Below are 19931 nucleotides of genomic sequence, written 5' to 3' on the forward strand. Positions count from 1 at the left end.
TAAAAAAACATTTGTCAAGTTGGCTGGCCTAGAAAAATGATGAAACAAGGGGGATAGAGGAACAGTTCTGTTGCAAATAATACCTAGTCTTTGTTAACTAATTCCCCTCAAAACTGGAATGATCATGTTAATAGTTGTAATGACTTTATTAGTTACAGCACTTACAGCATGTGGAAATAATCGTAATCCTGAAGAAGTTGCTACAGCGTATTTCGAAGATGGAAACAGCCTACTATCAAATTAAATGATAGTAGGCTGGCTGTTAAAATTATTTAAGAACTGGGTTATGTTCTAAATGATAAGCTTTCATTATCAAAAAGAGTATTACTAGTTCCCTCCACAAACAAAAACACCCTATCACTTCGGTTCTAAATTTAGCACCTTCCCCTCTATCCCCTCCGTATTCAATGTAGTCGTATGATACGTGCCATTTACCCAATCATCTATTTGATCATGATACCAATCGCTTCTAAAATGGCCCGACTGTCCTGGCCCTACGATATGATAACCGTTTGACATATCTTTCGTATCAATAATGAATCTCCAAGACGCCCCGTGATTTACAATGCCGTTTTCGCCGTAACTCGCTGCTTGCACGGTAACTTGGCTCCCACCAATCGGAACTGGTTTCTTACGATTAAAAGCGAGTAATGCTAACATACTCGATGATTTCGAAATTGGATGTGTAAAAGCGAGTTGATGGTAATCGCCCCACCTCCACTCTCCAATATCGGGTCCATATTCCTTCTGCAATTTCTTCATTACATTCTCGTACGATGTATGCACAACTTTTGTGAAACCTCCGTACTTCGTAAACCAAACGCTATTTTCTCCCGCTACTTCTTTTCGAATCAATTCATCAACAACTTGTGACTTCCCTTCAAATAACTCCATTACATCTTTCGGTATTTCTTTTGAAAATAACGTATTTGAAATCTCTTTCATTAACAAATGGAATATTAATGGTGCTGCTTCATCTTTACTATCGTAAAAATTCCACTTTGTTAATTGGTCTACGCCTTCTTTCTCTACCTCATTTAAAGATGCTTTATTTAACTCTTTTAAAAATATAGGAGTAAACTCTTTCCCATATAAATTCTTTTGATCCATCTGTAACTCTTCTAAATCTTTCACCGTATACTTTTCCTTCTCTTGCAAAAATTCTTGAATACGCATTTGCCTATATGGCTGCGCCCACGTATTGCTAATATGATACGGATAATCATCATCAACAATTTTATTATTCGCAGTTGAAATAAACCCTTGTTTTGGATTAATTACTTTTGGAAGTTGATCAAACGGGATATACCCTTCCCATTCATATTCATCTGTCCATCCTGGAACAGGTAAGCTACCATCACCTTTTTTACGCACTGGTATATTTCCATTCGCTTTATAAGCAATTGTGCCGTCGTTTGATGCAAACACAAAGTTTTGGGTTGGTGTATGAAAATCTTGAAGAGCGGTTTCAAACTCATTCCAGTCTTTTGCTTTGTTCATATTTAATACAGCTTTTAACTCAGCTGACGGTTCTAAAGCTGTCCACTTTAAAGAGAATACTGTTTTCGTTTTCTCCTTCCCCTTATCCGCAAACTCTGAAATTACTGGTCCATGCCTCGTAATCGTAACGTTATAAGGAATTGTCTTCCCGCCTTTTACTTTAATAGACTCGTCTACAACGGTAGCTTTCTCCCATTTATCGTTATACAGAAATTCATTTTCATTATTAGGATTTCTCTTCTCAATATATAAATCTTGCACATCAGGCCCTGTATTCGTAACACCCCACGCTATTTTGTCATTGTGTCCTAATATAACACCTGGTACTCCAGCGAAAATAACGCCACTCACATTTAAACCTTTCATTTCAAGTCTCGTTTGATACCAAATAGAAGGCGTCGCAAGAGATAAATGAGGATCATCTGCTAAAATTGGCTTACCTGACGCACTCTTCTCACCGCTCACAACCCAGTTATTACTACCGTTAAACTCCGGCGGAATTATCGTTTTTGAAAAACTTTGTGCTACGTCCACATTTGTATTTTTCAGTTCAGCTAGAAATCTAGGAGCATCTTTCGGATATGCAGGAAATAGCTCATTCGCTTGCTCTTTCGGAAGATTTTTCAGCGCCCAATATCGAAATGCCTGTCCGTGCCAATGTCCTCCTAAGTCAAACGCCATATACTTCCCAATCGTTAAAGTATCAACAATTGACCACTCAGCAGGTTCATAACCTAATATAGTAAACTCAACTGGTAATTTCTTTTCCTTTTTCGCCTCACGTATAAAAGCGTTCACCCCATCAGCAAATGACTGCAGGGCATCTTTCGCTTCTCCATTATATTGACTAACTGAAGCTTCGGCCGCTCGCCGTAAACCGAGTGTTCGAAACAATTTATCTCGGTCAACAGCTGCTTCCCCAACAACTTCACTTAACATACCAGAAGCTTGTCTTCTACTTAAGTCCATTTGAAACAAACGATCTTGCGCTTGCACATATCCTTGTGAAAAATATAAATCATGTGCAGTTTCCGATCTAATATGCGGTACACCTTTACTATCACGCTTCACCGTAACAGCCTGTTGTAAATCCTCTAGCTTTATCGTTCCATCTATCTTTGGCATAGATTTCAGCGTATATATGTTCAAAAAAATCGCAGCGGAAATAACTAACAAAAGAACGATACTACTAGCCCAAATAAAAATTCTTTTTCCCCTTTTTCGTTTCTTCTTTATAACGACTTCCATATAACCACCCCTTTCTCACACTATTCGCTTCTATAGTAAAAGAACCTTTTAGACTAGAAAAAATCCTTATCCAAACTATGGATCATACGAACCAAATACTTCTCTCCTATGCATTCCTTCACTAAAATCTACTCGTCCTTTCTTACACCAATTCCTCAAAATCCCCTTCACATAAGCTAACGTTTTCTTATTATTTTCAAACGCAATTTTAAGTGCCTCTAACACTTTCTCTCCAGAAAGTCTTTGTATCCAATTCTTCAATTCCTTCACAATATATGGGGATAAACTACTAATATTTTGTTCATAAAACTTATAAACTTCACTATTTGGAACGTCCTCTTCTATGGTTTCCACCTCTATCTCTTCCGCTTCTTCTTTCTCTTCAATAACTACTTGTGAACTACTATTATCCTCTTCTTTTGGCATACCAAAATGCTGCAGTACTAATGGAATCTTGTATTCTTTTTCAAGGCATTTACGTAAAAATATATGTATGAACTCATTACTTTTTATAGTCTTTAACTCACGTAATACGCACTTCTCCACATTCGTATTTGAAATAGGGTTATAGTGTAACCAATTTATTATGAATACCTCTTTCGTTTCCGTATCATATAGAATCTTTCCATACTCAACAAACCTGTTTAGCAACTTCTCAACAGTCTCCATACTATAACCTGTTTCAAGCTCTGCCACACGCTTCGGTAATATGTAGATACCACATTGCTTCGTTTTCGTACCAGTTAACAAATATATGTAAAAATAACGCTCCTCTGGCGTTAAATCTAATATGAATTCATCTTGCCAAAAGTTCACCTGCACATTACGGTATACCGCCATATGTTTCCCTCCACTCTTTGCTAGTAAATAGGAAAATTTTAATCCTTCATTATAAAGATAGGAATGCGGGAATGGTTTTAGCATTCGAATTACAATTTTTTTACTACTACAACGCCGGTTTCATTTTTTCGCGCTTGTTTTGTTCTTGTAGTTGTTTTTGTTTTTGCTTTTGTTTTTTCTTAGTGATTTATTACTTGGTAGGGGCTTATGAGGGGCTTGGAAGGGCATTCTACATTACAATCTATCAAATACAATTATTCTTCCTACTAAATAGGAGCTATTCCAAATTATTATTTTGGATAGCTCCTTTCAAATTCTTCTTATTTTTTACTTCTACCAATGTCAGCTTCTACATACAATTTCTTCTGCTATTTGCGGGCAGTAAAACTCTCATTTCAAAATTTGGTGAATAAACTGCTTGATTGCAATGCGAGTGGCCCTCACTGATTAAAGTTTCATTTTATTTTTGCATTGAATCTAACATCTTCACAATAAAGGCAGCCGCCTGACCACGAGTTGCTGTGCCTCGAGGATCAAACTCATTATTTCCAATACCATTAACTACCTTTAAACTGTATAATCGTTGAACCGATTCTTTGTATGTTATTAAATGCTTATCTGTAAATGGTAATGCTACTAACTCACCTGTAATTCCTTTATATCGTAATGCTTTGTCAATCATAATAGATACTTCTTCACGAGTAATTGGTGCGTTAGGATCAAAAATCCCTTCACCACGACCATTAATAATTCCTGCACTTGCACAACGTTTAATACCGTCATGAAGTGATGGATGTGCCTCATTAATATCTACAAATGACTTATTTCCCTCTGGTAGTTTAAGAGCATTCGAGATTAATTTCGCAAACTCCGCTCTCGTTACATTTCGATATGGAGCAAATACACCATTGCCTTCGCCTTGCATAATACCTAGACTGTTTAATTTACGAATATGCCCTTCAAACCATCCACCTGTAATATCATCTTTTGTTTTTTGTACTTCTTCCTTAGGCTTTTGTACTTCTTCCTTTGGTACATTGTAGTTAATTTTAATCCAACTTGGGTCATAGAAAATCCATTCTCCATTACCTACTTTATACCAACCATTTTTAACCGCTAATACTTTGTAACGATCTCCGTTTGAAGCTTTACGTACAACACGATGTTCAATGCCCGCATCACTACGTACATTGATGCCACTACCATTTACCACTAGTTCCATGCTAGGTTCAGCTGGATTATTTTCATTTGGATTAAATGAGTCATTTTTATCTTGTAAAGGCGTATCAATCTGCGCATTTATATTTGCATACCACTGAATTCCTTGTACGAAACCAGCCCAATTACCTCGTGAAATTAAAATGTCAGGACATTTTTTCCCACTCCATTGTTGATGCTTGTATATATGATCTGCACCAATTCCTTCTTTGTTCATTAAATAACCTGCAAGTCGTTTTGCATTTTCTAACGCTTTATTGTAATCACCGTCTTGGTTAACCGCAATCTCGATACCGATAGACTCCCTGTTTCCTGAACCATCTCCATCTCCTGCATGCCAACCATTTTCGTTTGTTGGTAAGTGTTGATAAATTTGTTTATCATCTACAGTAAAATGCCATGAAGCTGTTCGGAAAGTGCCTTCAGTTGCTTGCTTGTATAAATATTTCGCATGATTTTCAGCATTAGCACCAGCGGCTGTATTTGCGGTCTCATGGATTGTAATGTAACGTGCTTTCATCGGATTCGCAGGACGAATATCAGGATTTCCTGCTGGAACAATCCACTCCACAAATGGAACTCCTGCAAGTGTTCCATATTTCTTCGTACTCTGTGCACTATATTGAATACCTCTTGGCTTTGCAACAGGTTTCATTTGACGATCAGATCCATCATTTCGACCATCTACAGATTCAAATGCCTTTTCAATGTTTGAAATAGCTTCCTTTTCTGCTACTTGTCCCTTCTTAGCATCCTGCATTTTGTTTAATTCTTCTGTTTCATCATGTTTATGCTTATATTCTTCTAAAAGCATTTTTTCATTTTCAGATACTTCTGCTTCGTTAATTTGTACATGATCAGGAACTTCCAACTTGAAATTAGAATAATTTAATCCGCTCGTTCCGTGTTCTCCTTGGGCAATATTAAGTTGATCAGTTTGAGATTTGTTGATCTCTTCTGCTGATGCTGATAAAGGTACGCTCCCTAAAATCACTAGACTTGTTGATAGTGCGATTACTTGTTGTTTGATTGTCTTATTCATTATTATAATAGATACATACACATTCCCGCCGTGTATGTATCTCAACCTCCCTTTATTGTCACATTAATTTTTTAAAATATGAATCTACTATGTACTTTTAATGCATTTTCTTTTTATTCATATATTTAAATTATCATATTTTATACCCATTAAGAAAATATTTATATGTCATCCCTACAGATGAATTTCATCTAACATACTTTTTATAAAATTCATCAACAAACATTATTTTACAACTAATTACAAATACCGTCAAAATAATCAATTTAAACTTAGACAAATAACTGGCATACAATTTCATAATAAGAGATCCTATACTATCGAAATACATCTATTACAAATTCCCTTTAACGTTTTCAACAATCTCATTTATCGTATTCCGATCAAACTTATCACTAATTTCATATGACTCACGATCTCCTACGAATTGCACGCCTACGATATCATTGCGATCCTTACCGTATTGCACTTCAATAATAGATCCTCGCTCTATTTGTTTCCAAATGAGACCTGCTTCATCTTTATTATCTAAAATAATGCAGTCTTCAATATTTTCATCAATCCCAATTAATTTATTATCATCCATATATCCAATCTCGTATTGTTGCCGTTCTTTCGCTTTGCCACTTACTAATATACCTTTGCTACCATATGAGTAATCCATATAGTCCTTTTTCTCCGTTTGTACCGCTTTCGGCTTTTGTGCTTCAGTTTTTTCAGCAGTCCCACAACCTGTAATAAGACTGATTGGGATAACCACTATTAATACTAATCTAGTAAATTTCTTTATCATTTGTAACCAACCTCATATATTTAATGCAAAACTCCATTTATTACTCTATTAAAGAATAACATGATATTAAGTAAACAGAACGAAAGATAACATATTCTTTACATACCCACTCTTTAATGAAGGACTAGGCCATTTAAACCTAGTCCTACATAACTTTAACTTTGCTTCACATACTTAATTGTATGAAATGACGTCTCATTAAATAATTGCAAGTTTTCCCCATCATAATCTTGAACTTTATATGCTATTTTCTTTTTTTGAATTGTATCTTCTACACCGTCTACTAAACGTTTATTGAGATGTAAATAGATTGTAAAAGCTTCCTTATCATATTCCCAAGTGCCTTCAATATAATTCTTTTTATTTGGATACTCACCTTTACCATACGTTTCAAATGTCTTATCACCTTTTAGAATAAGTGACATAATGAAACCGTCTGTTCCTTTGAATCCCCAATTACCGATTAATTCCGTACCATCTTTCACATTCTTCATAACGTTATCCGTATTAATTCCAGCTTTCTTATCTAACTCTTTCAAATCTTTCACAGATACTGTACCGTCACCGATTTTAATATCCCCTTCAAGATCTTTGAATGCCTTAAGCCAGTAAATATCTCCTTCTTTCACTAACTTTTCGGATTTCTCCATTAACTCTTTATCAGTCTTATCGCCTTTTTCTCTTTTTTCTTTTCGGGTGAATACTTCATTTATTAAAGAAAAAGACTCTCTAAAATAACCAATTGCTTTTTCAAAATCCTTTTGTTGATTTACATACTCTGCAGGGGGATCTATCGACTCAAATTTATCTAACACTTTATTTAATTCTTTCACACTATCTACTATATCTGATTTCTTTTTCTTACCGTCAAAAACCTCTCTTGTAATATTGTTATGCTCCGCAAACAACTTATCAAACTCTACCCCTAATTTATACACTTTATTAGGATAGTCTTCCTTTGAAACTTTTTCTTTCTTACTATTAGACTTCGATTCTTTTACTTTAGACTCTTCCGTTTTCTCCTGTTTAGAAGTGTTCGTTTTCTCAGAAACTCCACAACCAAATAACAACATGACCGGAACTGCTACCCCTAGTAGTTTCTTTGCATTCATGACTGATTTCTCCTTCTACTTGAATAGATTACTCTTACTATACCCATCCTCTTTTTTTATCTTGTAATTAAAGTTACAACTGCAATAACTCCTAAAATTGGTCCCCAATATTCCATTTTTATAAAAAATAGCGAGTGTTTTTTGTTAAACATAACTTTTTCACCAGTTTCGGCATCTATATAAACTTTACCATCTGGCTTATTAATATATTTACCTAAATACCAAGACATAACCCCTGATATAATAAACATTACCGCCATTGGCCAACTATGGTCTTGAAAATATGTAGCGTCCCCCGTTATAGATCCAAAGATAGCCTTACCCAAAAGAGTATTAATAATTACAATAATTGCGACTAAAAAACCCCAACCAGACCAAATAATCATTTATTTCTCCTCCTAAAGCATACAACTTTGTGCTTTATGTTAATTTGAACTGCAAACGAAAACGTTTAAAAAACCGAATATTCAGACGTTAATAATTATATTTAGCTTACATTCGATTCTAACTTTAATGTTCTAAATGCAAATGAACCAGATATAATTTGTAAAATTGTCGGAATAAGTAAAAAGAATAATGACATAAATAACATAACTATAGGAATCACAATCATACAAACTCCATAAACTTTATTATTAACCTTGTTTACTAAACACGATAAAATGAACAACCCTATTTGAACCGTTAAAATAATAGAGTAATAAGCTAAAAGTTCGTAATCAACACCTTCCATAATATTAAACGCTACAACTATTAATATTATAGAAATAATAATTCCCAAAATGCCACCAATTAAACCTAATACAAATTCAGGCGTTCTTTTCAATTCAATCCCCCTTTTTTGAAAAACTAACAACTTGTATATTTTTCCCATTCACCATCATACCAAATATTTATTGGAAAAACTATACAAATCATTTTTATTCTACTGTACTTTACTTCTAACTATAGATAACTTGTAGCAGTTACAAAATTAAAACCTTCACAATTACTTACTGAATTGTCATATTGAAAATTATAAATTAAAACGATAGAATTATAGGATTTATTTAATTTAACTACTTCCTTAATTCGAGAAAGTATTTTATCATCATATGAACATCCCGTTAATAACATAGAAATGTCATCACTCGCTTCTTCTAACACTTCCTTTTCAATAAAATCTTCATCTACATCAATCATATCAATATTAAAATCAACAAAAAATCTTGCTGGTATAGAGTCTCCTTCTTCATCATACGTAACATCTATATATGTATCCAACTGATCTTGCGTTTGCATATTACCGAACCATATTGAAACCATTCCGTGTACTTCCATTAATAGCGTCCTCCATTATGAATATATATTCTCATTCAACTTACGCTTTAAAATTCATGATTTTTATAAAAACCATTTCTTCTTTCCTTTCAGTCAAATAGGATTATTCGGAAATTCATTGTCATACTTATGAATTAGCGCTTTATCATTTTCATCAATTGGTACTTCACCTAAGTATTTATGTTTCCAAATAATCATCTGATCACTAAAACTATATTCTGTATCGAACCAATTTGTATAATCGAAATGCATGTTAAATTCCCCACTATGTTCCAGAGACATTGTAAAAGAGTACCAAAGCTCTTGCTGATTATCTTTGAAAACATTTCTTAATTCCTTACTCAATTTATATAAAAAATCTTCTTTCCTTTCAAACTCCTCTTCATCAACTTCGTATTTAAAAGGAATTTCTACACTATACTTATAATTTTCTTTATTTCTGAAGTTGTTATAGAAAAAGTAAGTTCCCCCTCCATCTTCTGATATTTGTGCATAAAAATAAAATTTCTCCCATTCTTCTGGAATCATGGCATGAACCGTTTCCGCTATCTCTCTATATAATCGATTCAATTTTATTTCCAATTAAATTCCCCCTATTTAATTTTCATCACTTATTTTTTCTATATTATACCATTCTTTTAATTAGCTCTTTATTTCATCTACAATTCAAACCAAGTTTCGATACTTTTAGAAAGTAGACATACCTTTTGAATACAATTAGTATTAACATATGAAATACGAAAAGCTTAAAAAGGCTTTCACATGAAGAAAGGAAGTTGCAAAACTATGGATCTTAAAACAGTTATGCAAGAACTTGAAGCTCTAGGTAAGGAACGAACGAAAAAAATATACATATCTAACGGTGCGCATGAGCCAGTATTCGGAGTAGCTACAGGTGCCATGAAACCAATCGCTAAAAAAATAAAATTAAATCAAGAATTAGCTGAAGAACTTTATGCCACAGGCAACTACGATGCTATGTACTTTGCAGGTATTATTGCCGATCCAAAAGCTATGAGTGAGTCTGATTTTGATCGCTGGATAGACGGGGCATATTTTTATATGCTATCTGATTATGTGGTGGCAGTAACTTTATCGGAGTCAAATATCGCACAAGATGTTGCTGATAAATGGATTGCAAGTGGGGACGAGCTTAAAATGTCTGCCGGCTGGAGTTGCTACTGTTGGCTATTAGGAAATCGCAAAGACAATGAATTTTCCGAAAGTAAAATTTCCGATATGCTTGAAATGGTGAAAGATACAATTCATCATTCTCCAGAACGAACAAAATCCGCTATGAATAATTTCCTAAACACCGTGGCAATTTCATATGTACCACTACACGAAAAGGCAGTTGAGACTGCAAAAGAAGTTGGTATAGTTGAAATCAAACGTGATAAGAAAAAAAGCAGTTTGTTAAATGCTACAGAGAGTATTCAGAAAGAACTTGATAGAGGAAGACTTGGTTTTAAGCGTAAGTATGTAAGGTGTTAAAAAAGATTCGTATTAGGGTGTCAATCTGATAAAGATTGATACCTTTTTCATTCAGGTTATATATCCCCTCATTTACTTTTAACTTATATTAAAAAATAATATCCTGATAACCTACTTCCATTACCTTTTCATTTAATAATCGAACTCCTACACCATTTTCTATATCCCACGTACAATTAAATGTAATTCCAACCTCTCGCCCTTCCGTAATATCTGCATACGGAACAACAATACCCTCTAAACCGATCATCTCTAGTATTTGATCAGTTGTTTCAACTAATGGATAATTTTCTTGCACTCCAATATCATATCCCAATTCACATCTCCTTTGTTTGTAATAGCCTAATATAGACTGTAGTAAACTTGTTTGTACCTCTTCCCAATTTTTTATTAATGATTGATACGCTACATACTGCCCTTCATCAAACATCTCATCTTCTTCACCATCTATCATCAAATCAATCTCAGTTACATTGCCTATAAAAGTTATAAGCATACGCTTACCCCAAGCATAATTATATTCAATCTCTCCAAAAACTGAATCGTTCATTGTCATTTATCCGTCACTCCTCTCGCACTTATTACTAAGGTGGCCCTGCTTATTGTTAACTCCCATCAACACTTAACATTTGAAATATTCTTTCAAAAACATATAAAACGTTGGCCAACTCTCCTTTAATTCTCCATTTAAAAGTAATTCATCTCCACCTTCAAAATTTACTGAGTAAACTTTATCAGTTACACTATCAAGGACCAATGCAGCATTTGCTGTCATTTCCGTTAAAACTAAATACTTATTAGGAAATCCATGTTCCTTTCGAGCAATAATTGTGTAATATTCAATATTATTCTCTTCATCTATAATATCAAGTAATTCATAAGGAACGTGCTCGTCCCAAAAAGGTCCTGCAAATCGATAATAAAACTCTCTAAATGTATTAGACACTTCTACACCTAACCTATTTATTACTTCATTCACCTGACCTTTATCTTCCCGTTTATATATATCTTCTTCCAAGACTTCTTCTAAACGATTTGGCAAAGCATGCATTTGTATCCCTCCTTTACAAGGTTTATCCATGTGTTTATGAAATGAATTTGCAGCTTCCTGCAAACTACCTGTACGGCATAGAACCAATAAATGTAACCTCTAAACCATCAAACATATCCTCTCTTTTCACTTCATTATATTTAAAATCATAAAGAACAATAGCAAAGTTAATATCGTTCGCTAAACTATCTCCATTTACTAGCTTTTTTATTTTAGGAATAATTCGTTCACTATAAGAAAAATCATTTAAAATATGTTCAATTTCCCTTTTATTATTCTTATAAAAACAAATTTCAATATTATCTTCATCATAATAACCGAATTCAAAGCTCGTCCCAAACTTTGAATGAACTGAATCACCATCTATCGTGTAATCTATATCGACATACTCCTCAAGATTTTGGAGTGATTTAGAAATTCCAAACCAAACTGAAGCCATTCCACTATATTCCACTTTTCCACGCCCCTCTAGCCGGTCTATAATTCATATAAACATTCTTCACTTTACTATTTTTGTAATCTCAAACTAGAAATCAACTCATTTAAACTATTCGAAACCTCTATAAACAACCACGTTCGAAATCCTCGAATTCGTTCTTTCCACTTACATTATTTAAAACAAATAGTGAACCATTTCTTTCTACCACTATAGGAACCTTATCTTGTCCCTTAATAACTCGTGATTAAGTCTTCACCCTCATATCTAGGGTCTTTCTCCACTTTACCATCTTTTGTTTTGATGACTTTTAGTCTACCTAACCACTCTGCTCCGTTATATGTCTCTTCACTTACCCATACATTATGCTTTTTACCGTCTACCTCAACTACTAATGTTGGGTGTGTAAATATGAATTCCTCCTCTACATGCCTACCTACAATTTCTGCATGTAATGATGTACCTTCTTCAACTAGTTTACTATTCTGATACCCTTCGATAATAGATAATCCAATAAATACAAAGAATATCAGTCCAAATACGGTCACTTTCTTCTTTGTACTCCATTTATTCTTTTCTTTCACTTCTAATTATTCATATAAGCTCTCAATTTCCATACACCAAAAAGAACCCTTTTCCATACACTTATCATCAATTTTTTTCACTTCTTCCTTCAACCAACTTATTGTACAATCTGGTATATTATTATCGATAAAGGCATCCTCACCATTTATCATTTATCTCTACTGCCTTATCAATCATTTTTGAATATACTAATAAACATGCTGCAAATTGTTGTATAGAAGAATTCATAAACACTTCTTTATACGCATCACTATTATTTAGAAATACTATTTTTTCTTGTTTTTCAATTATACAAATTGGATCTCCAGAACTTGTTGTTCCTAAATACCAATATTTTCGAAACTCTTCTGGCATATGAAATACATTTATAATAGACCTTACGAAAGACTGAGATGAAGTAAATTCTAAATATGGTGGCGGTGTTTCTGGCAAGCCTCCTATAGACAAAAATCGTTTCACTTCAGCTGAAAAGTTTTTGTTTATTAATTCTTTTTCAGGAAATGTAATGAGTGGGCCATCTTTATTAACATCCCATTTCTCCCGAAAATCCTCTGGTAATATCATTTTTTCACCTTCTTGATGTGTTTATGTCTTTTAAGATTTAATTGGGCTACTAGATGTATTTTTATTTTTCCCACACTAAAAATACCATCTAGTATTATCTACACTTATTCACTAAAACTCCCTAGTTCTTCTGTCCAAAAACATCCTTCCGTTAAAGCAACTGCATCAATTTCTTGAAGTGCACTAGAAATCCACTCCACCAAATCTTCAGGTATATTTTTTTCAATATAAGCCTTTCTTCCATTGGCAGCCTTTACTTCTTTTATAAATTCCACATAGACAAGTAAAGATTCTGCAAACTTCTCTATCGTACTATTTATAAGAACGACTTTATTTTCATTGTCATAATCTATATATACGAGTTGTGATTTAGATTCATCAATACAGATTGGATTCCCACTACCAGTAAATCCAAAATATATAAACTTATCATACATCGTACCTAATTCATTTTGTATCTTGCTCAACCTTATCCCGCCACCGTTATCCGCAGATTCAAATGTAAGAAATGGAGGAGCAGACTCGGGAAAACCTGCTTTAATTAAGAAGTCTTTCGTTTCTTTCGAGAAGGAAAACGAGTGAATGATTTTTTCATTATAATGAATTAAACCGTATATTTCTTCATTCCAATTCACTAAAAAATCTTGTGGTGAGATCATTTTATCCTCCTGTATATCATACACTCTGTATTCGATTTTACTCGTATATTGCTTTCTTATACGACTACATGTCCATAAAAATACTTTTTACCAATCTTCCATTCTTTCTTTGTTAAAACATCGATATATGACATCAACTCTCTATTTTTTTCATTTGTTATTATCGTATCGTATTGAATAGGACATTTGATTCCACTCCAAATTGATAAAACGGAAGGTATAGTAACAACATTATAAGTAGTTCTATCTCTTAAAGAACTCATAACTTCCGAAACTAACTCCTTTGCCAAATCTCCAGGAAAAGATAGTCTATTACGATAATAGTATTCTTGCGTATCGTTATTTTCGATAAATTTAGAATAAGCTTCATTAAATTCTTCTAACGATACTTCATAATACTCGTCCTTAATTCCAAGCATCCATGAAAGTTCATTTCTTATAGCTTTTTCAACAAAGGTATCTTCCCACTCTTCTAGTAATGCTAAAAGATATGGTACTACATGATATGAAAGAGTTTCACTAGCACTTACTACAAAATTATGAACTCCATCCTCTGAAGCACTTGAAAGGAATTTCAAATTATTCGTTTCTAATAAATCATCATGAGTAGCTACTGAACAAAATAGTCTAGTGCATAAATGCAAAACAAGCTCATTTCGAGTACTATTCATAAGTTCAATTAGTAACCCCTTTACGGAGAAATCACCTAACTTTAACAATTCGTTAATTAAAATAAAGGATTCTGTCTCTGTTGCACTATCCCTTAAGTTAGACTTAAGAGTTTCAATTGTATGATTAGAAACTTTTCCATACCAAATATCTTTTTTTAAATGCTCTAAGTCCATCATTCTCTCTCCTTTTATTGCTGCTTACATTTATACGAACCATTTCATATGAATAATATTATTAATCATGTAACTTATTTAAAAACTCCGTAAAATTATTAGCAATATGGTATACATTTTCTCTTGCTCTTTCCTCTGCTTCCTCAGCCGTAATCCCTTCACTTTCCATCAATGTTTCCTTTTCCCATGCCCCCTCATGTTCCCAAAAGACGACAATTGGATCTTCTTTATGATTTTTATAATCAAAGCAGATTAAACTTCCTGCTGGGTCAAATGCGAATGGCACCAATTCATTTGGTAGAGTAGAAATATACTGGTTATATACTTTAACGATATATTCTCTACTATCTACATCATAAGAAAGTAAAGTTCCAAATGCCTTTGTTATCGTATCTATTTCAAATTTATAAGGTAATACAGCTGAACCATTATTATTTGTAGCACATTCTACATAGTCACTTGGAAATATATACCCTATCCCTTTTCCCACATTGTCTATATATTCTGCTGAAACTGTCTCATCCGGTACTGGCCATGTTAAATCATTTCTCATTTAACTTCACCTCCTAACAAATCACATCACGTTTATCCGAAATAACTAATTGCATCATCAACCAACCATGCCAGTCGTATGTCTTCTTTTCTAATCGTTTCATTGTTATGTAAGTCTTTTCTTTCCACGCAATCAAATCAATTGACGCAGTCCACAAAATGTTGTCACCGCCTTTTGATGCACCGATTCCTAATGCCCCTGTGACAGCTGCTATTTCAATCACATTTTCTGAGAATCTATTTTCAAATCTACTTATTTCACTTGATTTACTCAATTTCGAATACATTCCTTTCATAGCCCACAGGCATAAGTACTTTGTGAGTTTTCCTGTTTTATTATAATTGGTCATGGTAACGCCTATATAGAATTATAGCTATAATTCTATATAGGCTTTTTTTCACCTGGAATTTTAAATTTATTTACATCATATTCTTTAATTATATATACTTTTATAGCTTCAAAATCTTTACCAAAAGCAAGAAATGGATTTTTTAAGAAATATATTATTTCTTCGTCGTCATAAATTCGGGCTTTAATTATTTCTTTGTCCGAGTGAAACGATAAATTGACTCCTTTGTAAAAATATTCGTAGTATCCTTCTTCATCCTGCTCACTCTTATCTTCAAAAGGAACAGATTCAATATAATATATATTCCCATTTACATTTATTGATTTCATACAGCATGACTTCCTTTTCAAGAATATTCATAAGAAATTAAATAGTCTCTGTCAATCATACCAAAAATAAGGGATTTACTTTTAGAATTTATAAAAAATATATAGGATTAAATTTAAATCTTTATATTTTTTTTCATATTACTTCATTATCTCTGTACAATTGTGTAATGTGTCACAGAAGTAGACATATTGCAATGAGTCGCAGTGAAGTGGGATATCCCTTGAGAATATAAAATAAGAAGATTAATCTAGAAAGACTATCTAGTTCGATCTTCTTTTATTGAATTTTTAATTAATGCATTTTCACCCTTAAAATAATATAATCAACGGGTGGATTATTATTTACATCCTCAACACTGGGTCTAATTTTAAAGTCAAATTCATTTGTTATATTTTTCAATGAATAAAGGTTTGTTCTATCTACACTTGTACGGGGCAATATATCCGAAAACGTAAAACGCATGAAGAATATGTTGCGGAAATATTAGAAAAACGCAGGTACGATATGCCGCAGAGTTTTTAGAAGTTCATAGCGATAATATTGAAGTTATAGAAACATACAAAGGCGCTAGAAATACCACAGAACACAAATGTAACTCATATAAAAATATATGGGAGGCAGCACCAACAAAGATTTTAAAAGGAAAGGGAGAGAAACATTATGTCAAAGTTATTACGTGAATTATCTAAACCGGATAGTGAGGCTCTGCGTTCCGAAGCACTAGAACAGTTGAAAGTTACTTCAGGTAAAATTGTCGCTTGTGATCCTCTTATTTTTAATGAAAATCACTTCGAACAAACAATTCAGCCAGGTACATATCCAATTGTTGCTTGGTGGCATAAGGAAGATGGAGTCATTGCTGGTGCTGAATTGAAATTGTCGGAGTCAAAAGCGGTAGGATGGAAGATGGCAACAAAACCAGGACAAAATGTCAGTGAACTGGAAGACGGATATATTTTTGGTTACCCAGTTGATACAGGCTTAGGCTGCTTTGCAGATGTTGAAGCAATTGGTAAGTTAGAAGAAATAGAAGACAGGTTACAACAAGAACTAGGAGAAGAATTTACTAGTTTGTATGATGATCTTATAGATGACATACTAACAGAACATAATGAAGATTGGGGAAATTGCGTGGTGTGTGAGGAAACAGGAAGTAATATCATTATATTCCGTTCAGGTTATGGAGATGGATTTTATCCTTCCTATTGGGGAATCGATGAAGCAGGAAAAATTGTTTCACTTGTTACTGATTTTCAAGTGCTACATGAGGAAAATTGAGGACAACATCAATAATGATATAAAAGTCAATATTTTTTTCTTTTACAGCGTCTAATATTTGCAAATAACTCGTGGGATAATCTCCTTATATACTACTGGTTCTAATAAATAGGGTTATATTCTTAAGTGAATATAACCCGTCATTAATTCTAGTTGTATATTAACAGTTTTTTATTTAAATAATTTATTAACTCTACTGATGTAGAGTTAACGTCAAGTAACCCCAAAACATACATAATGGTTGATTTTAGAGTTACTAGTGCACTGTTTTATCACGATACAGGTGAACTTCACATACTCTACGCTCCGAAATTACTTTTCTATAATTTCCTGACGGTTATATTCTACCTTCACTGTTTCACAGTTCCTCCAATGAGTAGGAGCAAATTTTTCATTTGACTCCAATACATCTAAAAGACGATTTAATATCTCTTCTTCGTTAAATGCTACTGTAGGATACATTGCGATTGTAAAATTATTCGGTTTCATTTTAATCTCCACTTTATTAGGATCAAGGTTATGTAACTATTTTCATTTATCACTGCCAGATAAGTTTGAATCCTTTCCCACTATTAATCATGTAACTTATTTAAAAGCTCCGTAAAATTATTAGCAATATAGCTTTCATACATCCTCCCTCAAAAAAAATCCCCACACTTATGTAAAAATAATCTTTCAACACAAATATGAGGACTTACTTATTTCATTACTATACTTTATACATTTTATTCGTTAAAATCTTCTTCTTTCAATTTATATACTCTATCTCTTTTCTCATCATTTTTGACAAAAATAAGCTTTTCTTCTTTAACAAAACCTTCTAATAGTAAGCATACTTGCCCATATGCTTTAGGCTTATTCGTTGTGAATCTCTCATCTGATATTTTAACAGCTCGTATTAATTGTTCGCATAACTCAAGTGCACTTATTTCTTCAGAATTAATTAACTCTAAAATATCCTTTTGTAAGGGCGATAAAGGTACGGGGATCTCAGCTACCTCCACCTTTTCTAGTTTGTTTTCTTCTTCAAATAAATCTTCGAATGAAATTTGATTCATACTTCTTTTCCTTTCTAACGATTGATTTGTATACCATGAACTGAATCCTATAGCGTATTTATTATTATGTATTACTTGCCTTTTTTCATAAATCTCAAACTCATGTACATCGTTTCATATAGTATATTTCGATTATACCAAATATACGTTCTATTTTCTATTGTAGAATTCGTTATAATAGGAATAAAATTATATACCTCCTGTAAAAAAATAGAAATATTATCTATAAATTTCTATAATAAAATAGCAAGAGTAAAATTTTATTATAGAAAGGTTCTGGTAACATGTTAGGTATTAATGTCGAAAAAACAAAAGATGAACTAATTATTTCATGGCAATTCTCTAAAATTCATATTCCATTATGTGAAATCACTGAGGTAATGGAAGATAATACATATGCTGGTGTTGAAGAAAAAAGCGCAATCCGAATTGGAACAGCATATGGTACAACTGATCGTATTTTAATTAAGACAGTAAAGCAAAATTATTTACTATTCACTACTAATAAAGTATCCATTTTAAATAAAATAAAAGCTTAATTGTTTTTCTTCCTATATTTAAACGTTAAACACCTACATTCTATTATAGGAAACGCTACAAAAGGTTCGTTGATTACTCCTGCTCCTAATTCGGAAGCATATGGTGAAACTATATAACACAAACACCCTAGCTCTTCGCTAGGGTGTTCTTAGTTTTATCTATAATACAGTAGTTCTACAAGTCTTATTTATTTTTATGAACTTCTTGTAATTGACTAAGAACCTCATTGGCAGTCCTCTCAAATCTTTTAGGGTTATCAGCAATAATTTCATTAAGTAAATTAATTATCATTAGTTGTATATCATGATTCATTCCTACAAGTACTTTAGCATACTCACTTCTATATAAATCATTATTTAAAATTCTTATGTTTAGTAGCATTGCCCACTCTTTTGCACTCTCAACCATTTTTGGTAAAGCTTTAGGCATCTCCGTTAAATATTTTTCCATTTCAAAACTTTCAATAAAATGAACTAGACCAAACATAACCTCTTCCGCTTGTGTTTCATCCTCAAATACTATACACAACTCTTGAATAAGTTCCTTATCAGTACAATCTGCTAAGTTTTCTAATACACTGTCAAACTCTTCACATTCCGATTGATTTTTTAAAAATCTACAACTATATAATCTCTTAACCTCAGATTGATAGTCCATATAAATTTCTCCTTTTAAATGAATTGGATAATTAAATTAATATGATCCTAAGTTTTCAACCTTTATAATCCGCTTAACCCAAGAAAAGGAACAAACCTGAAACATTCATTATATGTAGGGGTTCCACGCTTTTCTATTACCTCAATATATGACCTCAAGTGTACATTTTTAAATATTCAGCAATTTTCCGTCCTCTTTCAGTAGCAAATTCATAAGCTCCCATATCTTTTATAATCTTTCATAGTATCCCCTGTATACTTTACAGTAATATCAATACCATTCTTTACAATATTAAAATGCCTATCATAAATTGCTGAGAATAGTGAATTTCTATTTGGATCACTAACATCTAATATTGCACCATTATCAAATAAGTACTCAACAATAGCCATCTCACCAAAAACTGCATCATTTATAATCATTTTTAACTCTCTCCATTTAATCTCTTGAATCAATATC

General features: G+C 32.9%; 21 protein-coding genes and 6 pseudogenes. 3 read left to right on the forward strand and 24 right to left on the reverse strand.

Annotation, left to right across the window (positions count from 1 at the left end; translation table 11 throughout):
- Positions 1-357: 357 nt before the first annotated feature.
- The 9 genes from MR112_RS18450 to MR112_RS18490 all read right to left on the reverse strand — a co-directional run bounded on the left by MR112_RS18450 (position 358) and on the right by MR112_RS18490 (position 9655).
- The gene (locus tag MR112_RS18450; RefSeq protein ID WP_242245199.1) at positions 358-2748 is read right to left on the reverse strand and encodes a penicillin acylase family protein; all 2391 of its coding nucleotides are present in this window, start codon (positions 2746-2748) and stop codon (positions 358-360) included.
- A 75-nt stretch (positions 2749-2823) separates the two neighbouring features.
- Positions 2824-3672 (reverse strand): DnaD domain-containing protein, encoded by an 849-nt coding sequence (locus MR112_RS18455; protein WP_242245200.1) that lies wholly within the window; start codon positions 3670-3672, stop codon positions 2824-2826.
- Between the two features lie 376 nt (positions 3673-4048).
- Positions 4049-5848, reverse strand: a complete 1800-nt coding sequence (locus MR112_RS18460) for an S-layer homology domain-containing protein (protein WP_031312946.1) — start codon at positions 5846-5848, stop codon at positions 4049-4051.
- A 334-nt stretch (positions 5849-6182) separates the two neighbouring features.
- A complete protein-coding gene (locus MR112_RS18465; RefSeq protein ID WP_000591637.1) occupies positions 6183-6641 on the reverse strand; it encodes a hypothetical protein in 459 nt (152 codons plus the stop codon).
- Between the two features lie 155 nt (positions 6642-6796).
- A complete protein-coding gene (locus tag MR112_RS18470; RefSeq protein WP_000992202.1) occupies positions 6797-7753 on the reverse strand; it encodes a DUF3994 domain-containing protein in 957 nt (318 codons plus the stop codon).
- A gap of 56 nt (positions 7754-7809) precedes the next feature.
- Positions 7810-8139, reverse strand: a complete 330-nt coding sequence (locus tag MR112_RS18475; protein WP_000587854.1) for a hypothetical protein — start codon at positions 8137-8139, stop codon at positions 7810-7812.
- Positions 8140-8240: 101 nt separating this feature from the next.
- The gene (locus MR112_RS18480) at positions 8241-8579 is read right to left on the reverse strand and encodes a DUF4064 domain-containing protein (protein ID WP_000831724.1); all 339 of its coding nucleotides are present in this window, start codon (positions 8577-8579) and stop codon (positions 8241-8243) included.
- A gap of 119 nt (positions 8580-8698) precedes the next feature.
- Complete coding sequence (locus MR112_RS18485; RefSeq protein ID WP_000451794.1) at positions 8699-9073, reverse strand: immunity 22 family protein; 375 nt, start codon at positions 9071-9073, stop codon at positions 8699-8701.
- A gap of 93 nt (positions 9074-9166) precedes the next feature.
- On the reverse strand, positions 9167-9655 hold the full coding sequence (locus tag MR112_RS18490; RefSeq protein WP_000403547.1) for an antitoxin YezG family protein: 489 nt from the start codon (positions 9653-9655) through the stop codon (positions 9167-9169).
- Positions 9656-9859: 204 nt separating this feature from the next.
- Between MR112_RS18490 and MR112_RS18495 the strand changes: the two genes are divergently transcribed.
- Entirely contained in the window at positions 9860-10567 is a 708-nt protein-coding gene (locus tag MR112_RS18495; protein WP_000364669.1) for a DNA alkylation repair protein, read from the forward strand.
- Between the two features lie 88 nt (positions 10568-10655).
- On the opposite strand, the gene MR112_RS18500 is transcribed toward MR112_RS18495, so the two are convergent.
- The 11 genes and pseudogenes from MR112_RS18500 to MR112_RS18550 all read right to left on the reverse strand — a co-directional run bounded on the left by MR112_RS18500 (position 10656) and on the right by MR112_RS18550 (position 15938).
- Complete coding sequence (locus MR112_RS18500) at positions 10656-11123, reverse strand: DUF6985 domain-containing protein (RefSeq protein ID WP_074555345.1); 468 nt, start codon at positions 11121-11123, stop codon at positions 10656-10658.
- A gap of 66 nt (positions 11124-11189) precedes the next feature.
- Positions 11190-11618 carry an SMI1/KNR4 family protein gene (locus MR112_RS18505; RefSeq protein WP_000543093.1) on the reverse strand — a complete coding sequence of 143 codons (429 nt, stop codon included), beginning with the start codon at positions 11616-11618 and terminating at the stop codon, positions 11190-11192.
- 64 nt (positions 11619-11682) lie between these two features.
- Complete coding sequence (locus MR112_RS18510) at positions 11683-12072, reverse strand: immunity 22 family protein (RefSeq protein ID WP_242245201.1); 390 nt, start codon at positions 12070-12072, stop codon at positions 11683-11685.
- Between the two features lie 53 nt (positions 12073-12125).
- Positions 12126-12280 (reverse strand): annotated as a pseudogene (locus MR112_RS18515) (SecY-interacting protein Syd); the annotation flags it as partial.
- A gap of 7 nt (positions 12281-12287) precedes the next feature.
- Positions 12288-12641, reverse strand: a pseudogene (locus MR112_RS18520) (hypothetical protein); the annotation flags it as partial.
- A 3-nt stretch (positions 12642-12644) separates the two neighbouring features.
- Positions 12645-13203: pseudogene (locus MR112_RS18525) on the reverse strand (SUKH-4 family immunity protein).
- 104 nt (positions 13204-13307) lie between these two features.
- On the reverse strand, positions 13308-13862 hold the full coding sequence (locus MR112_RS18530) for an SUKH-4 family immunity protein (protein WP_048525241.1): 555 nt from the start codon (positions 13860-13862) through the stop codon (positions 13308-13310).
- A gap of 56 nt (positions 13863-13918) precedes the next feature.
- Positions 13919-14707, reverse strand: coding sequence for an Imm47 family immunity protein (gene imm47 / locus MR112_RS18535; RefSeq protein WP_130055583.1), 789 nt, complete (start codon positions 14705-14707; stop codon positions 13919-13921).
- A gap of 61 nt (positions 14708-14768) precedes the next feature.
- Complete coding sequence (locus tag MR112_RS18540) at positions 14769-15260, reverse strand: SMI1/KNR4 family protein (RefSeq protein WP_078186525.1); 492 nt, start codon at positions 15258-15260, stop codon at positions 14769-14771.
- 50 nt (positions 15261-15310) lie between these two features.
- Positions 15311-15555: pseudogene (locus MR112_RS18545) on the reverse strand (DUF7021 domain-containing protein); the annotation flags it as partial.
- A gap of 86 nt (positions 15556-15641) precedes the next feature.
- A complete protein-coding gene (locus tag MR112_RS18550) occupies positions 15642-15938 on the reverse strand; it encodes a hypothetical protein (RefSeq protein ID WP_002024464.1) in 297 nt (98 codons plus the stop codon).
- A gap of 661 nt (positions 15939-16599) precedes the next feature.
- Between MR112_RS18550 and MR112_RS18555 the strand changes: the two genes are divergently transcribed.
- Positions 16600-17217, forward strand: a complete 618-nt coding sequence (locus MR112_RS18555; protein ID WP_074555360.1) for a DUF4241 domain-containing protein — start codon at positions 16600-16602, stop codon at positions 17215-17217.
- Positions 17218-17476: 259 nt separating this feature from the next.
- Here the strand turns inward: MR112_RS18555 and MR112_RS18560 are convergent.
- A pseudogene (locus MR112_RS18560) lies at positions 17477-17706 on the reverse strand (hypothetical protein); the annotation flags it as partial.
- A gap of 236 nt (positions 17707-17942) precedes the next feature.
- Complete coding sequence (locus MR112_RS18565; RefSeq protein WP_242245202.1) at positions 17943-18275, reverse strand: DUF3895 domain-containing protein; 333 nt, start codon at positions 18273-18275, stop codon at positions 17943-17945.
- Positions 18276-18559: 284 nt separating this feature from the next.
- Between MR112_RS18565 and MR112_RS18570 the strand changes: the two genes are divergently transcribed.
- Entirely contained in the window at positions 18560-18814 is a 255-nt protein-coding gene (locus tag MR112_RS18570) for a SunI/YnzG family protein (protein ID WP_025708727.1), read from the forward strand.
- A 184-nt stretch (positions 18815-18998) separates the two neighbouring features.
- Here MR112_RS18570 and MR112_RS18575 read toward each other — a convergent pair whose 3' ends face one another.
- Together MR112_RS18575 and MR112_RS18580 are read right to left on the reverse strand one after the other, a co-directional pair.
- Positions 18999-19472, reverse strand: a complete 474-nt coding sequence (locus MR112_RS18575) for an Imm30 family immunity protein (RefSeq protein ID WP_078186761.1) — start codon at positions 19470-19472, stop codon at positions 18999-19001.
- Positions 19473-19626: 154 nt separating this feature from the next.
- Positions 19627-19879 (reverse strand): annotated as a pseudogene (locus tag MR112_RS18580) (ankyrin repeat domain-containing protein); the annotation flags it as partial.
- Positions 19880-19931 lie beyond the last annotated feature (52 nt).

Source organism: Bacillus cereus group sp. BfR-BA-01330 (genome assembly GCF_022663885.1).
Lineage (GTDB): Bacteria > Bacillota > Bacilli > Bacillales > Bacillaceae_G > Bacillus_A > Bacillus_A cereus.

Coding starts and splice junctions, on each gene's coding strand:
- MR112_RS18450 (WP_242245199.1), bottom strand. CDS start 2,748: ATGGAAGTCGTTATAAAGAAGAAACGAAAAAGGGGAAAAAGAATTTTT.
- MR112_RS18455 (WP_242245200.1), bottom strand. CDS start 3,672: ATGCTAAAACCATTCCCGCATTCCTATCTTTATAATGAAGGATTAAAA.
- MR112_RS18460 (WP_031312946.1), bottom strand. CDS start 5,848: ATGAATAAGACAATCAAACAACAAGTAATCGCACTATCAACAAGTCTA.
- MR112_RS18465 (WP_000591637.1), bottom strand. CDS start 6,641: ATGATAAAGAAATTTACTAGATTAGTATTAATAGTGGTTATCCCAATC.
- MR112_RS18470 (WP_000992202.1), bottom strand. CDS start 7,753: ATGAATGCAAAGAAACTACTAGGGGTAGCAGTTCCGGTCATGTTGTTA.
- MR112_RS18475 (WP_000587854.1), bottom strand. CDS start 8,139: ATGATTATTTGGTCTGGTTGGGGTTTTTTAGTCGCAATTATTGTAATT.
- MR112_RS18485 (WP_000451794.1), bottom strand. CDS start 9,073: ATGGAAGTACACGGAATGGTTTCAATATGGTTCGGTAATATGCAAACG.
- MR112_RS18495 (WP_000364669.1), top strand. CDS start 9,860: ATGGATCTTAAAACAGTTATGCAAGAACTTGAAGCTCTAGGTAAGGAA.
- MR112_RS18500 (WP_074555345.1), bottom strand. CDS start 11,123: ATGACAATGAACGATTCAGTTTTTGGAGAGATTGAATATAATTATGCT.
- MR112_RS18505 (WP_000543093.1), bottom strand. CDS start 11,618: ATGCATGCTTTGCCAAATCGTTTAGAAGAAGTCTTGGAAGAAGATATA.
- MR112_RS18530 (WP_048525241.1), bottom strand. CDS start 13,862: ATGATCTCACCACAAGATTTTTTAGTGAATTGGAATGAAGAAATATAC.
- imm47 (WP_130055583.1), bottom strand. CDS start 14,707: ATGGACTTAGAGCATTTAAAAAAAGATATTTGGTATGGAAAAGTTTCT.
- MR112_RS18540 (WP_078186525.1), bottom strand. CDS start 15,260: ATGAGAAATGATTTAACATGGCCAGTACCGGATGAGACAGTTTCAGCA.
- MR112_RS18550 (WP_002024464.1), bottom strand. CDS start 15,938: ATGAAATCAATAAATGTAAATGGGAATATATATTATATTGAATCTGTT.
- MR112_RS18555 (WP_074555360.1), top strand. CDS start 16,600: ATGTCAAAGTTATTACGTGAATTATCTAAACCGGATAGTGAGGCTCTG.
- MR112_RS18565 (WP_242245202.1), bottom strand. CDS start 18,275: ATGAATCAAATTTCATTCGAAGATTTATTTGAAGAAGAAAACAAACTA.
- MR112_RS18570 (WP_025708727.1), top strand. CDS start 18,560: ATGTTAGGTATTAATGTCGAAAAAACAAAAGATGAACTAATTATTTCA.
- MR112_RS18575 (WP_078186761.1), bottom strand. CDS start 19,472: ATGGACTATCAATCTGAGGTTAAGAGATTATATAGTTGTAGATTTTTA.